The sequence below is a fragment of the Bacillus sp. FSL K6-0069 genome, assembly GCF_038007785.1.
Taxonomy (GTDB): domain Bacteria; phylum Bacillota; class Bacilli; order Bacillales; family Bacillaceae_G; genus Bacillus_A; species Bacillus_A mobilis.
Genome location: NZ_JBBOXN010000001.1, coordinates 3,401,749 through 3,415,623 on the forward strand (window position 1 = coordinate 3,401,749; position 13,875 = coordinate 3,415,623).

The following is a 13,875-nucleotide window of genomic DNA, read 5'->3' on the forward strand; positions in this document are numbered from 1 at the left end:
GTTTTTTCGTATGACGACAAGAGTTCATTACCCAGAAGAAACAAAGTGGAAAGTAATTGAAATGAAGAAAGATGGTTATTCAAATCGTACAATTATGGAGAAACTCGGAATTAAAAATGTTTCCCAAATTAAGACATGGATGAAATGGTATCGTACAGATCAAACGTATCGTTTTCAACAACCTGTAGGAAAACAATATTCTTATGGAAAAGGACCAAAAGAGCTCAGTGAATTAGAACAACTACGTCTAGAAAATAAGCATCTAAAAACAAAATTACTTGTATGGGGAAAGTATCTGGAAATCGAAAGGGGCTGAAACCAGAAACTGTAGTTACTTTATGGAAAAATGTAAAAACAAAAATAACGATAAAAGAATTGTGTAACGTATTAGAATTACCCCGTTCCACATTTTATCGCTGGTTACAACGAACGGAAGATCGGAAAGATGATATAGAAGAGAAAGTAAAGGACGTCTGTCTTAGGCATAAATTTCGGTATGGATATCGAAGAGTGACCGCTACTCTTCAAAAAATGGGACTGTGTGTTAATCATAAAAAAGTATTACGAATCATGAGACAAAATCACATTCTTTCAAAAGTACGTCGAAAGAAAAAGAAATATATCAATGGTACGGAACCAATGGTAGCCCCTCATCGATTGGAGCGTGAATTCGATGCATCCAGACCAAATGAAAAGTGGTTTACAGATGTGACGTATCTCTTATTTGGAGAGCGTACCTTGTATTTATCAACGATCATGGATGCCTTTAATCGTGAAATTATTAGTTGTGTCATCAGCGAATCACAAACACTGACATTAGCGATGAAGACATTGAAACAAGCAATGAGAGGGCGAAGAGTAAAAGATGTCCTTCTTCACTCGGATCAAGGAAGTATTTATACAGCAAAAGAATTTCAAGCGTATGCCAAAGAAAACGGCATTATCACCAGCATGTCCCGGAGAGGAAATTGCCATGATAATGCCGTCATGGAAAGCTTCTTTGGTCATTTGAAAAGTGAAGCTTTCTATTCACAAGAGATAACAAAAGTATCCAACACAACTGTGCGAAAGATTGTGCTAGAATACATTCATTACTACAATTGTGTGCGAATTCAAGAAAAATTAAACCACTTATCCCCTAAAGAATTTAGGGAACAAGTGGTTTAGGTGTTTTGATTGGTGTCCCGTTTTCGGGGTTCACTTCAAACCGTACACGGCGTTTTTTATACCATCATATTTAAATACTCTTTTAACTTTTCATCTGCATTCATTTCACTTTGTTTATACTCACTTAGCGCTTGCAGTACGAAATCATACTGTTCTAAAATATAACTTTCTAATTTCAGGACGTCCTCTAAGCTATTAAGCATAATTCTCGTATTACCAACTTCACTTTTTAACGCCGGTTCACAATTTAAACTCGTACATATTTCTTTCACATCAGCTTCTAATATCTCTGTTAATACGTATTTCTTTCGCCCTTTTACTTTTACTCTCATAACTGGATAAAAAGCTTTTATATCTAAATAACTTCCTACATTCATGCAACGAACCCATTCGATATCACGTTTATTTCGTACAAGCATCTTTTTTACTGCTTCATATACTGCTGTTTCATCAAGTACTTCCGTATCCGATTTCCTGTTTGTTTCTTCTTCAATAGATGCACATTTTTGATAAACAGCTGCACACGTAATACAATCATCAAATGCATTATGAGAACTTAAACGAATGCCAAGCATTCGCTTTAACGTTTCAAGTTTATGATTAGGCGCGTGCTTCATATATTTCTTTGCTAAAAACACAGTGTCAATCACTTTATTTTTAGGCTCAGGCAGCCCAAGCATATTTACATTGCTTTTCAAAAAACGCATATCAAAAGATGCATTATGAGCGACAATTACATTTGTATGTAAAAATGCTAAAAATAAAGGTAATACTTCTTCAATCGTCGGTGCATCTGAAACACGATAATTTGTAATACCTGTTAAACTCGTTATTCGGTCCGGAATTGAACGCTCTGGATTCACATAGGAAACAAACTGATCTACTAGTTTATGATTACGATATTTCACTGCTGCGACTTGAATAATTTTATCATTATAAGGGTTAAATCCTGTTGTTTCAAAATCAATTACAACATAATCTAACGGTAAGGATATATTCCCCACTCCATACACTCCTTTATCTCTAAACGTTTATATTTCTTTTATCATAACATGCTGCTATCACTACGTGAAAAAGAAAAGGCAGAAATGGTAACTTTCCACTTCTACCTTTTCACCGTTATTTTAATTTAGCAATCCGTTTCTCCATCTCTTTTTGTGTCATCGGTCCAATGAACTTATCTTGAATGACACCTTTCGTATCTATAAAATACGAAGTTGGGATCGTAATTACTTTATAGGCTGTCGTTACATCAATATTCTTGTCCAATAAAATAGGAAAAGTAATTCCTTTTTCCTTAGCAAAATTACTTACCTTTTCTATACCCCCACCTTTTTCTGAAGGCGTATAATTTATTGCTAAAATTTCTACGTTTTCTTTATGTTCTTTATAGAAAGCCTCCATATCAGGCATTTCTTGCTGGCAAGGCCCACACCACGTTGCCCAAAAGTTTACAATCACTTTCTTTCCTTTTAAATCCGATAACTTTACATTCGTTCCATCTAACTTCGCTAATGTAAAGTTCGGGGCACTCTTCCCTATTTCAATACCATTACTTGCAATCATCTCTTTCATAACAGCTTCACTTTTTTCTTGCTTCCCTTGTACCACCTGATCGTTTTTACCAAACTGTTCATACGCTGCATATCCGGCTAAACAAAGTAACACTACAATAATCGTAAACTTCCGCCACATTTTATATCACCCTAACGTGTTTGTCTTCTTATAACTTAATTAACAAAATACTATATATCTTATTTTAGCTTATACGGACGAGCTTGGAAATATTCACAGTCGAAATAATCGGAATATTTGTAATTTAAATGAAATATTTACCTTTATATCATATAATTAGAAATATATACAAAAACTGCGAGGTGATATGTATTTTACAATTGCTAATTAACCCTTTCACTTTCGTTTTTTTCACTTTACCATTACTATGTATTTGTTTGAGCAGTTTGCTATACAAATTTAAATGGGCTGCTATTATTATTTCTTTTACTGTCCCGTTTATATTTTTCATTATCGTTTCTGAATTTGACATACACCTAGCTTTACAAAGCTTTGATACTTGGATCATTTTTAGTGCTGTTTATTCTGTACTTTCCTACATAACGGCAGCATTAATAAGAAGAAAACTCCACATATAGAAATTTCAAAAAGGAGGATGTTTTTATGAACTTATTTGAAAAAATACTATTATATATTCTTAGTTTTATATTTTCCCCAATCGGCATTATTACTTGGATCATCTCGCTCTTCAGTAAAGATCCTGAAGAAAGGCAAGTGGGACGTATTTGCCTCTATATCGCTTTAATCTCATTTATCCTATTAGCCGGCCTTGGTTTTCTTAGTTTCTTCACGACGACTATGACTACCACTACTATACAGAAGTTATAGAAAGGATGATTATTTTGGGAGAACATCCTATAAGTAAAGAACTTCGTTATATACGGATATGTTTAGTTGTTTTAGTAATTGTTCTTTTATTTTTCAATAGTAAAAAAGTCGTTGAAATTTCTACAAATCATGATTCTACAGAAAATGTTTCGACCAGTAATATGACACAGATTGCTGAAAATACATTCGCTATTCAAGAATATAACCCCTCTCTAAGTAGCGAACATACGGTCAAAATTTTCAAATATAATCCAGATACAAACCAACTTACTCTGGTGAAAGAGTTTAGTACTAACGATACTGAGTCTTATACGTATCAACTTAATACGAGTGAATAAAGATAAGAGCACTATGTCGCTCTTATCTTTTTATTAACATCTTTTTGAAAAATGACTTATATGTTAGTAATTCTTTAGGATTCCCACATTCCACAACACTTCCATTATTCATGACAACAACCCGATCCGCTATCATCGCCCTCTCAACATCATGTGTTGTCACAACTCTCGTTACATTTCTTCCTAGCCCTTTAAGCATATTCCAAACTAATTCTTGATTATCCGGATCTAATCCAGCAGTCGGTTCATCTAAAATAATAAGATTCGGATTTGAACCTATTGCTCGCAATAATGCAAGACGTTTTCTTTCTCCTCCCGAAAACTCTTCACCACTTTTATGTAGTACAGTTTGAATCCCCCCAGATAAATCTCTAATAATTGGTTTCACATTTACAAGTTCAATATTTTTTTCTAATCGATCTTCTAAATACTCTTCTCCGAAATACATATTCTCTTTTACTGTCGTCCGAAAGAAACGAGGTTCTTGCCACACTGTAGTCATACGTACCTCATTACCATAGTAAACAATGCTACCGCTAGATGGTTTATACAAACCTGTCATTAATTTTAAAAGCGTTGTTTTTCCTGCACCACTTTCCCCCACAATAATAACGAGTTCACCAGGATGAATTTGCAAATCGATATTCTTAATTCTGCATTTTTCTCCATCACTTTCCTGAAATGAAACATTTGTTACCGTCATCCCCATCGCTCTTTCTCGACTACTATCTGCCCCTCGTTTATTTAAAAAGGAAAAAACTCTATTTGCCGAAGCGACTGCAACTTGTGTCATCATTAATAAATCGCCAACGTAACGAACTGGAAAAAAGAGCATTTCAATTGTAGCTAATACCGCAACAAGTGAGCCAACTTCCATTTCCCCCTTCATTATTTTCTGCGCACCTATAATGAGAACAACGATATATGCTCCTGTTTCAATCATTGTTCCAACTACTCCAATGCAGTGTTGCATCATCGTCTTCTTTACTTCTGTTTTATAAGATTGTGCTGTTACTCCTTTAAATAAGCTAATAGCCCACTTTTCTTTTTGCAAACTACGTAAATCTTGTGCTCCTTTTACAAACTGTGCCACCATCTCTACAACACTTGATTGATTATTTTGAGCAACGCTTGCAATATTTCTTACCCTTTTCCCCATCACCACCGGAACCGTTGCACTTAAAAATAAAAACGGAGTTACCCACAATATAAACTTCATATCTATATGTTGTAGTGCTATGAACGCACCTATAAATTGCGCAACGGCGTGTATATATTCTATTAATATAGAACCATACAATCTGACCCAGTTTGGAATATCAGACACAACTAACGTCTCTAACTCTCCTTGTTTAATCTTCTCACTCTCTTCAAACGGTAATGAGAAAAAATGACGTAATACATCTATACGTTTCTTTCGCAATATTCGTTGACTTGCTTTAGAGCTTACATAATCAAATGAAAGATTGTTGATCCACATCAACAATCGGCTAGCTGCAAATAGAATAATGTAAAGGTACGCCTCCTTTAACTCCCGTTGAATAAGGTTATCTACAATTAATCCCATTAAAATCGGTCTAGATAAGTTTAAAATAGCTGCGAAGGATCCACTGCATACAGCTGCTATTACTAACATTTTTTCTTTCTGTAACGGTAACAATATTCTTTTATATTTTTTCATGACCTTTCCTCCATTTTTTAAAGTAAAAAGAAAGGGATGAAACCAAATGGTTTCATCCCTTTTCATAAAATAAGGAAGCTAACAGTTGTTAGCTTCCTTATCGTTCATTTCAATTATTTAGTTCGACACTTTAGACTCTTCAATTTTCTCACGAAGAACCATTTGTAAGATACCACCGTGACGGTAGTAGTCAATTTCAACTTCACTATCGAAACGAGCTACTACTTCAAATTGTTTTTCGTTGCCATCTGCATCAGTTGCAACTACTTTTACAAGATCGCGTGGTCTAACTGTTTTGTCAATTTGAATTTCAAATGACTCGTTACCAACAAGACCTAATGTTTCAGCGCTTTCGCCATCTTTAAATTGAAGTGGTAATACACCCATTAACACTAAGTTACTGCGGTGAATACGTTCGAAGCTTTCTGCGATTACTGCTTTAATACCTAATAAGTTTGTACCTTTCGCAGCCCAGTCACGAGAACTTCCCATACCGTAATCTTTACCAGCAACAACTAGAAGGCCTGTGCCCTCTTCTTTATATTTCATAGCAGCATCATAGATAGATGTTACTTCACCAGTTGGCCAATGTGTTGTATATCCGCCTTCTGTTCCTGGTGCGATTTGGTTTTTAATACGGATGTTCGCGAATGTACCACGCATCATAACTTCATGGTTACCACGACGAGAACCGTAAGAGTTGAAGTCAACTGGTTGTACGCCGTTTTCTAATAAGTAACGTCCAGCTGGCGTGTGCTTACCGATTGAACCTGCTGGTGAAATGTGGTCTGTCGTTACAGAATCACCAAATTTACCAACTATGCGTAAGCCTGATAACGTTTCAACTTCACCTGGCTCTTTTGATAAACCTTCAAAGAATGGTGGGTTTTGAATATAAGTTGAATCATTATCCCAAGTATATAGAGCTTCATTTGAAGTTTGGATTTCGTTCCAACGCTCATTGCTGTTAAATACTTGTGCATATTCTTTCTTGAACAGTTCAGATGTAACAACACTTTGAACTACATCTTCAATTTCTTTAGCTGATGGCCAAATATCGTTGAAGTATACAGCATTGCCATTTGCATCTTTACCGATTTCATCATTTTTCAGGTCAATATCAACAGTACCTGCAAGTGCATATGCCACAACAAGTGGTGGTGATGCTAAGTAGTTTGCTTTTACAAGCGGGTGAATACGACCTTCAAAGTTACGGTTACCAGATAAAACAGATGTTACTAATAAATCGTTTGCTGCGATTGCTTCTTCTAATTCCTCTGCTAATGGACCAGAGTTACCGATACAAGTCGTACAGCCGTAACCAACTGTTTGGAAACCTAATTGATCTAAATATGTTGTTAAACCTGATTTATCTAAGTACTCAGTAACAACTTTAGATCCTGGTGCTAATGATGTTTTTACGTACTCAGGTACTACAAGTCCTTTTTCAATTGCTTTCTTCGCAACTAGACCTGCCCCAATTAATACGTATGGGTTTGATGTATTTGTACAGCTTGTAATTGCAGCGATTGCAATTGCACCTGTTTTCATCGTTACTTCTTTATCTTCTAATGTAACCTTCACTTCTTTATCGAACTCTTGCTCATTAAATCCAAGTCCTTGTGTTCCAACTGGTGCTACAACAGCTTTGTGGAACGCATCTTTCATATCTGAAAGTGGAATTAAATCTTGTGGGCGTTTCGGTCCAGAAAGGTTAGATTCAATTGTATTTAAATCAATTTCAACAAGATCAGTGTAAATTGGATCTTTGCTGTCCTCTGTATAGAATAAGCCGTTCGCTTTACAGTATTCTTCCACAACGCGAATTTGCTCTTCATCTCTACCTGTTAAACGTAAGTATTCTAATGAAATATCGTCGATTGGGAAGAATCCACAAGTTGCGCCATATTCTGGTGCCATGTTTGAAATTGTTGCACGGTCAGCTAAAGGCATGCTCTTTAGTCCATTACCGAAGAACTCAACGAATTTACCAACTACACCTTTTTGACGTAATACTTGTGTTACTTTTAATGCAACGTCTGTTGCTGTAGTACCACTTGGAAGTGTACCAGTTAATTTCACACCGATTACTTCAGGTACTGGGAAGTATGAAGGCTGTCCAAGCATTCCTGCTTCTGCTTCAATACCACCAACGCCCCATCCAAGAACGCCGATACCGTTAATCATTGTTGTATGTGAGTCTGTTCCAACTAATGAATCTGGGTATGCAACTAAGTCACCTTCAGCATTTTTCACAGCATGAACAACTGGCGCTAAATATTCAAGGTTTACTTGGTGTACAATACCTGTAGCTGGTGGAACTGCACGGTAGTTATCAAATGATTTTTGTGCCCAGCTTAAAAATTTATAACGTTCTTCATTACGTTTAAACTCTAAGTCCATGTTGAATGCAAGCGCGTCTGCCGTACCCGCTCTATCAACCTGTACAGAGTGGTCAATTACAAGGTCTACAGTAATTTCTGGATTAATTTTATCAGGATCCCCACCCATATCTGCCATTGCTTTACGAAGCGAAGCCAAATCTACAACAGCTGGTACACCAGTGAAATCTTGTAAAATTACACGAGATGGTTTAAATGGAACATCGATATCTTGCACATCTTTCGTTCCCCATTTCGCTAAATTTGTAACATGCTCTTCTGTAATTACACGTCCGTCTACTTGACGAAGTACTGATTCAAGTAAAACTTTCACGGAATATGGTAATTGAGATACGTTGCCAACCCCTGCGTTTTCAAGCGCTTTCAAATCATAATAATGATACGTTTTTCCATCTAATTCAAAAGTTGCACGTGATTGAAATGGATTATGTTTGACCATTATGTTTCCCCCCTGTTAAACGTGACTAAGTTGTCTGAATATAAAATGTAGACAAACTTTTCAATACCTTACGATAATATCTTATTACAACTTTCTAAATAAGTAAATAATAAGAAACTTATAGATTATCATAAGTTTTCTTTATGTTTCTAAATTCGAATAATGTTCATGCTCCTTATGAATACTATTATCATAAAGTAAAGTGCTCTATGAGCGCTTTGCTTACAGTTCATACATACTATGAACTGCTTATCATTCAACACACAAAAAATGTTATAGAGGTGAAATAAAATGGGTAAAAGAAAAGCAAATCATACTATTTCAGGAATGAATACGGCATCTGCACAAGGACAAGGTGCTGGTTACAATGAAGAATTTGCAAACGAGCCTTTAACTCCAGCAGAGCGACAAAATAATAAGAAACGTAAAAAGAACCAGTAACGAAAAATCCCAAAAGGTCCATTTCCTTTTGGGATTTTTTCTAATGTTTATAACGTAGTAATTCTGAAACCGTTACAAATCGATAGCCTTGCTTTTTCAGCTCAGGTAAAATTTTTGCTAATGCTGCTACTGTTTGACTACGATCATTTCCTCCATCATGTAACAATACAATATCTCCACTTTTAGCATTTTTCACTACATGATTTACAATGGATTCAACCCCTGGATTTGCCCAATCACGCGGGTCTTGATGCCACGACCATAGAACCGTTTGATAACCCGCTTCTTTCGCGGTTTTAAATACAGCATCGTTAATATATCCGCCAGGTGGACGGAATAGCAAAGGTTCTTTCACCCATTTTTTAAAATATTTCTTCCCATCTAAAATATCATTTTCTAATTTTTCGTCTGATGAATTACTCGCATACAAATGATTCATCGTATGGTTTCCAATTTCATGTCCCTCTTTTAACACTTCTTTCACTAAATATGGATTACGCTGCACTCGAAATCCAATCATAAAAAATGTCGCTTCTGCTTTATATTGACGTAATAAATGTAAAACTTGTGGTGTATAAGTTGGATCTGGTCCATCATCAAATGTAATGGCAATAATCTTTTCATTATTAGGTACTTCCCACGTTACATAGCCCGTTGGTTCTAGCTCTTTTCTGAGCAACATTTTCGCTTCCACTTTTTCAACTTGAAATATATGTACTGCGCATAATAAACAAAAAACGAATAGAAAAATCTTCTGTTTTAGCATAACGTTCGTCAAAGTAATAAGGTTGTCGAATACACAACAATCTCATTTACTTTTCTAATTGATCTACATTTCGCATAATGTTTTGGAGATTATTTTCGTATTGCTCAAGTTGTGGGCGTTGTGTTTCCGAAGCTACTTCTAATGCATTTTGAATTTGTTCATACGCTTCCTGAACCTCTTGGCGTAACTCTTTTAAATCATGACCGTAGTTTGGATCATTTTTCACAATGTTATTAAATGCGTTTTCTGCTTGTGTAACTCCTTGCTGCGCTGCTTGAAAAGCTTGTTGTTTATCTTTATGATATGGCACTATATAATCCCCTTTCCATAATAGTTAGTCCCATTTATCTTTACCTTTTTTTCTAAAAACATTCTCGTATAAATTTGCAAACTTCTCTCATTCTAAAGAGAAAGAGGAGGTGTCACCTACAATGGGAAAAAACAATCGTGAAGCAAAAGAAAAAAAAGGACAACCTGAACCATTAAGCGGATCTCATAAAGTAAAAAACCGTAACCATTCACGTCAAAAGAATCATGCACATCATGATATGTAAAACAAAAGGTTCACACTAGCTACCTTTGCCACATACAATGTTTATATTTTTCCATTTATTCTTCACCCCTACTTCATTCATGCATAACATAGTATGAATTGAGATTTTACGGAGGGTGTCTTACATGGGCAAGAAAAAGAAGGATTGTCTTTTTCATGTTGATGGTTTCGAAGAATGGATGGATCAATTTTGTTCTGATTCTTGTAGTAACTTTAGTTTTCCAAATCAAATTCATATTGACCTTTGTGAAACTGAACAAGAGTACATTTTGGAAACAGATGTACCAAATGTATCCGAACAAAATGTAGTTATTAAAAAGATGGAGACAGGCCTAAATATTTGTATACTTCATAATAATAGTTCTTTGCAGCGGATCATTCCTTTACCCGCTACTATTATTTATAAGAAGATGCTAGCCTGCTTAGAGAATGGATATTTAGCCATTCATATTTCGAAAAATGAAGTTGCTAATAAACATGAAGAAAAAGTTCTTTTTCAAATTGAGAATTAAAATAAAGTAAAACTTTAATCAATGGAAGTTTTACTGCCCGCAAATAGCGGGATAAATACAAAAATAAGCCCCAGCCGTCTACTGGGGCTTATTTCACTTCGCATGTAATTCTAAATTACAATTTTTATCATCTCTTTTTTTCAATAAACCTTTTGTAACTAAAAGTACAGGAAATGCTACAGTTGAAAATATAGCTAGCGCTGAAAAGACAATAAATCCATTTTGATACCCGTAGTAATCGAGAAGTACTCCCCCAAGCCATGGACCAATTACTGCTCCAATTCCTGAAAATCCCATTGCTCCAAAATATGTGCCTTTTAAATGTGAAACAGCTATACCATCTATAAATACATCCGTCATTGAAAACATGAGAACTTCTCCAATGGTAAAAATAATTGTGCAAATAGCAGCACCTAGTATAGATTCTACTATTCCAAATCCAAACAATCCTCCGCTCACAAATAAAGTTCCAACCATAATGGATACTAACGGTGTATACTTTTTACACATTTGAATAACAGGGTATTGAATTACGACTACAACAATCGCATTTAAAGCTAACATATATGAAAATAATCTCACTCCATCCTGAAATATATGTGCATTTGCAAAATATTGAGATACTGTTGTCGTTAAGTGAGAAAAACCACAATTACTCAAAATAATACCAACTAATGCAACTAAAAATACGACATCCTTTCGCAAAATACGAATTGCATTTAACATTGTGACAGGCTTTTCTGTATTTACTTTCTTTTTTTCAATTGGATACTTCTTAAATTGGAACGCTAATATAGCTGTATATAGAATGTATACTCCAGCTGCTACTAAAAACGGAATTGTTGATTTTGCGCTTCCAATTTGCAATCCGACAAGTGGGCCAATTGCTACTCCAACATTGATTGCACCGTAACGCAAATTATATACGAGTAAACGATACTCTGGTTTCGTTAAATCTGATAATAATGCTCTTGACGTCGGTTCAAAAAAGGACCTACATAATCCATTCAAAGCATTTAATAAAAAGAAACTTAAAACATGATCTGCAAGTGAAAAACCTATGAATACAAATACCCAAACGATCATGGACCATATTATAATCATATTTCGGCCGAACCGATCCGATAAATTCCCTCCGATAAAACTAGCAAACACTCCAACAAGTGCACTCGTTCCAATAATAGCACCAGTCATTCCAGCTGATACACCTTTAACAGTCGTTAAATAAATCGCTAAAAAAGGGATACTCATTGACGTGGCAAACCTCGCAAATAAAGTCCCTATTATAATTGTCATTCCTAACGGATGAATATTTTGTAACTTCCCTTTCATCTAAAAAAACCTTCTCTCCTATTCTTACATAAAAAAAGAAAGCAAAGGTTCTGCTTTCTTTTCCCTTTTTATACTTGAGCTGTTGATACTCGAGTTGTTCTCGTTATATCCATATCTATGCCGTATGTAAACTGTAATTCTTTACAAACATCTTTAATTAAAATTACGACATTGTATTTCTCATTAAATTGTAAAACGATACTTTCTACTTCTTCATATGTATACTTATATTCCCCTGTAATGACACTTTTTAGATCAAAGCATTCATTTATACAAAGTTGCACAAGTAGCTGGTCATATTTCTCTATTACATCTTCTTTCTTCCACAGTACCTCTTTTACGTATAACCGATCGAACTTCACACTTTCTCGATTACAGTCCGTTAAAATCCGGGTCATTTCATTTAATTCTCGATACAATTCAGAAATATTTTTGCTTAAACTAAGTAGTTTATCTACGCCGTTTTCATATAACATATTCATTCCACCCCCGCATTTTCTTTTTCTTATTATAGCAAGAAAATTCTAAAAATAGTTTCTTTCTTCTGAAATATTAGGAAACTAATTTCAATTGCTTTACAATGAAACTATTGAACACGAAAGGGGAAAGAAAATTGAAGCAAAAATTATATTACACTGACGCTTATAAGAAAGACTTTACTACTAAAATTATAAAGCAAGATTATGATAAAGACGGTAACTTATACGTTGTTTTAAACGAAACAGCATTTTATCCGACAGGTGGCGGGCAGCCCCATGATACTGGAACTTTAAATGGCATTGCAGTAAACGATGTTGAAGAAGTCGATGAAGAAATCCGCCACTTCATTACAGAACAATTACATACAGAAGAAGTTGAAGGTAAAATCAATTGGGAACGCCGTTTTGATCATATGCAGCAACATGCAGCTCAGCACATTTTATCCGCTGCTTTTTGGGACCATTTTAATATACCTACAATTGGATTCCATCTTGGGAAAGAAACGGTAACAATTGATTTAGAAACAGAAAATCTGCATGCAGAAACAGTTGAAAAAGCAGTACAAATTGCAAACAAAATTGTTTTTGAAAACCATCCAATCCGCATCCAGTGGATGAACTTAGAAGAAGCGAAAACATTGCCCCTTCGTAAAGAACCGACTTTAACAGAAAATATACGTGTTGTTATAATTGAAAACTTCGACTACAACGGCTGTGGCGGAACACATCCGAAATATACAGGTGAAGTAGGTCCTATTCAAGTAGTAGGATGGGAGCGTAATAAAGGTGGCATAAGATTAACGTTTATCGCTGGCTGGCGCACACTTAAATTAATGGGGCAACAGCAACAAATTATAAAAGATGTTTCTAAACAATTAAACAGTAGCGAGAATGATATTCCAGCAAAAGTAGCACAACTTCTCACCTCTCAAAAAGAAAACGAAAAAACAATACAAACAATGAATGAAAAATTATTATATGCAGAAGCAAACGAACTACTGCAACAGCCTTCAGAAATACATGCTGGCATACTTATTTCTAAAGTATTTACAAATCGTTCTATGCAAGAAATCGCAAAGCTTTCTGCTATTATTACAGAACAACAAGAGCATGCCATTACATATTTCGTTATTGAAAATGAGGACAAATTACAATGTATTCTCGCTTGCGGAAAAACAGTCACACTGGATATGAACGCACTTTTAAAAGACGCTCTTCCTGCTATTGAAGGAAAAGGTGGCGGAAATAAAAAGAGTGCGCGCGGCGGCGGAAAAGCGGTTATGACCGGAGAAGAGTTTTTAAACCAACTTGTTTCTTCTTTACAGTCAGCTGTGTAAAACATGTTTATAAAGGATAGCTAAC

Annotated in this window: 15 protein-coding genes; 7 read left to right on the forward strand and 8 right to left on the reverse strand. The window is 35.3% G+C overall.

Features of this window, described 5'->3' with window-relative positions:
* The first annotated feature begins 10 nt into the window (after nucleotides 1-10).
* Nucleotides 11-1,167 (forward strand): IS3 family transposase gene (locus tag MHB74_RS17430; protein ID WP_151360624.1). Its coding sequence is split into 2 segments (ribosomal slippage): nucleotides 11-263 and nucleotides 263-1,167, totalling 1,158 coding nucleotides; the frame shifts between segments, so codons are not numbered across the junction.
* Nucleotides 1,168-1,223: 56 nt separating this feature from the next.
* Here the strand turns inward: MHB74_RS17430 and MHB74_RS17435 are convergent.
* Nucleotides 1,224-2,171: a 3'-5' exonuclease gene (locus MHB74_RS17435; protein WP_061678585.1), complete on the reverse strand. Its 948-nt coding sequence runs from the start codon at nucleotides 2,169-2,171 to the stop codon at nucleotides 1,224-1,226.
* A gap of 115 nt (nucleotides 2,172-2,286) precedes the next feature.
* On the reverse strand, nucleotides 2,287-2,862 hold the full coding sequence (locus MHB74_RS17440; RefSeq protein WP_061678584.1) for a TlpA family protein disulfide reductase: 576 nt from the start codon (nucleotides 2,860-2,862) through the stop codon (nucleotides 2,287-2,289).
* A gap of 483 nt (nucleotides 2,863-3,345) precedes the next feature.
* Here MHB74_RS17440 and MHB74_RS17445 point away from each other — a divergent pair, with 483 nt between their 5' ends.
* Together MHB74_RS17445 and MHB74_RS17450 are read left to right on the forward strand one after the other, a co-directional pair.
* A complete protein-coding gene (locus MHB74_RS17445) occupies nucleotides 3,346-3,570 on the forward strand; it encodes a hypothetical protein (protein WP_061678583.1) in 225 nt (74 codons plus the stop codon).
* 5 nt (nucleotides 3,571-3,575) lie between these two features.
* Complete coding sequence (locus MHB74_RS17450) at nucleotides 3,576-3,908, forward strand: YmzC family protein (RefSeq protein WP_080467759.1); 333 nt, start codon at nucleotides 3,576-3,578, stop codon at nucleotides 3,906-3,908.
* A gap of 22 nt (nucleotides 3,909-3,930) precedes the next feature.
* On the opposite strand, the gene MHB74_RS17455 is transcribed toward MHB74_RS17450, so the two are convergent.
* Both MHB74_RS17455 and acnA read right to left on the reverse strand, forming a co-directional pair.
* Nucleotides 3,931-5,589 (reverse strand): ABC transporter ATP-binding protein, encoded by a 1,659-nt coding sequence (locus tag MHB74_RS17455; RefSeq protein WP_061678581.1) that lies wholly within the window; start codon nucleotides 5,587-5,589, stop codon nucleotides 3,931-3,933.
* 117 nt (nucleotides 5,590-5,706) lie between these two features.
* Nucleotides 5,707-8,430 carry an aconitate hydratase AcnA gene (gene acnA, locus MHB74_RS17460; protein ID WP_061678580.1) on the reverse strand — a complete coding sequence of 908 codons (2,724 nt, stop codon included), beginning with the start codon at nucleotides 8,428-8,430 and terminating at the stop codon, nucleotides 5,707-5,709.
* 291 nt (nucleotides 8,431-8,721) lie between these two features.
* Between acnA and sspO the strand changes: the two genes are divergently transcribed.
* Nucleotides 8,722-8,871, forward strand: a complete 150-nt coding sequence (gene sspO / locus MHB74_RS17465; protein ID WP_061678579.1) for an acid-soluble spore protein SspO — start codon at nucleotides 8,722-8,724, stop codon at nucleotides 8,869-8,871.
* 40 nt (nucleotides 8,872-8,911) lie between these two features.
* Here sspO and pdaB read toward each other — a convergent pair whose 3' ends face one another.
* Together pdaB and MHB74_RS17475 are read right to left on the reverse strand one after the other, a co-directional pair.
* Complete coding sequence (pdaB, locus tag MHB74_RS17470; protein ID WP_098374097.1) at nucleotides 8,912-9,637, reverse strand: polysaccharide deacetylase family sporulation protein PdaB; 726 nt, start codon at nucleotides 9,635-9,637, stop codon at nucleotides 8,912-8,914.
* A 46-nt stretch (nucleotides 9,638-9,683) separates the two neighbouring features.
* Complete coding sequence (locus tag MHB74_RS17475) at nucleotides 9,684-9,947, reverse strand: hypothetical protein (protein ID WP_001146295.1); 264 nt, start codon at nucleotides 9,945-9,947, stop codon at nucleotides 9,684-9,686.
* 121 nt (nucleotides 9,948-10,068) lie between these two features.
* On the opposite strand from MHB74_RS17475, the gene MHB74_RS17480 reads away from it, so the two are divergent.
* Nucleotides 10,069-10,191, forward strand: a complete 123-nt coding sequence (locus MHB74_RS17480; RefSeq protein WP_000517650.1) for a small acid-soluble spore protein P — start codon at nucleotides 10,069-10,071, stop codon at nucleotides 10,189-10,191.
* 124 nt (nucleotides 10,192-10,315) lie between these two features.
* Nucleotides 10,316-10,702: an Hsp20/alpha crystallin family protein gene (locus MHB74_RS17485; RefSeq protein WP_061678577.1), complete on the forward strand. Its 387-nt coding sequence runs from the start codon at nucleotides 10,316-10,318 to the stop codon at nucleotides 10,700-10,702.
* A 93-nt stretch (nucleotides 10,703-10,795) separates the two neighbouring features.
* Here MHB74_RS17485 and MHB74_RS17490 read toward each other — a convergent pair whose 3' ends face one another.
* Together MHB74_RS17490 and MHB74_RS17495 are read right to left on the reverse strand one after the other, a co-directional pair.
* Nucleotides 10,796-12,034, reverse strand: coding sequence for an MDR family MFS transporter (locus MHB74_RS17490; RefSeq protein ID WP_061678576.1), 1,239 nt, complete (start codon nucleotides 12,032-12,034; stop codon nucleotides 10,796-10,798).
* A 68-nt stretch (nucleotides 12,035-12,102) separates the two neighbouring features.
* A complete protein-coding gene (locus MHB74_RS17495) occupies nucleotides 12,103-12,510 on the reverse strand; it encodes a hypothetical protein (RefSeq protein WP_061678575.1) in 408 nt (135 codons plus the stop codon).
* A gap of 137 nt (nucleotides 12,511-12,647) precedes the next feature.
* On the opposite strand from MHB74_RS17495, the gene MHB74_RS17500 reads away from it, so the two are divergent.
* A complete protein-coding gene (locus MHB74_RS17500; protein ID WP_152343560.1) occupies nucleotides 12,648-13,850 on the forward strand; it encodes an alanyl-tRNA editing protein in 1,203 nt (400 codons plus the stop codon).
* The last annotated feature ends 25 nt before the right edge of the window (nucleotides 13,851-13,875 follow it).

Coding starts and splice junctions, on each gene's coding strand:
- MHB74_RS17450 (WP_080467759.1), top strand. CDS start 3,576: ATGATTATTTTGGGAGAACATCCTATAAGTAAAGAACTTCGTTATATA.
- MHB74_RS17480 (WP_000517650.1), top strand. CDS start 10,069: ATGGGAAAAAACAATCGTGAAGCAAAAGAAAAAAAAGGACAACCTGAA.
- acnA (WP_061678580.1), bottom strand. CDS start 8,430: ATGGTCAAACATAATCCATTTCAATCACGTGCAACTTTTGAATTAGAT.
- MHB74_RS17440 (WP_061678584.1), bottom strand. CDS start 2,862: ATGTGGCGGAAGTTTACGATTATTGTAGTGTTACTTTGTTTAGCCGGA.
- MHB74_RS17445 (WP_061678583.1), top strand. CDS start 3,346: ATGAACTTATTTGAAAAAATACTATTATATATTCTTAGTTTTATATTT.
- MHB74_RS17455 (WP_061678581.1), bottom strand. CDS start 5,589: ATGAAAAAATATAAAAGAATATTGTTACCGTTACAGAAAGAAAAAATG.
- MHB74_RS17495 (WP_061678575.1), bottom strand. CDS start 12,510: ATGTTATATGAAAACGGCGTAGATAAACTACTTAGTTTAAGCAAAAAT.
- MHB74_RS17490 (WP_061678576.1), bottom strand. CDS start 12,034: ATGAAAGGGAAGTTACAAAATATTCATCCGTTAGGAATGACAATTATA.
- MHB74_RS17485 (WP_061678577.1), top strand. CDS start 10,316: ATGGGCAAGAAAAAGAAGGATTGTCTTTTTCATGTTGATGGTTTCGAA.
- pdaB (WP_098374097.1), bottom strand. CDS start 9,637: ATGCTAAAACAGAAGATTTTTCTATTCGTTTTTTGTTTATTATGCGCA.
- sspO (WP_061678579.1), top strand. CDS start 8,722: ATGGGTAAAAGAAAAGCAAATCATACTATTTCAGGAATGAATACGGCA.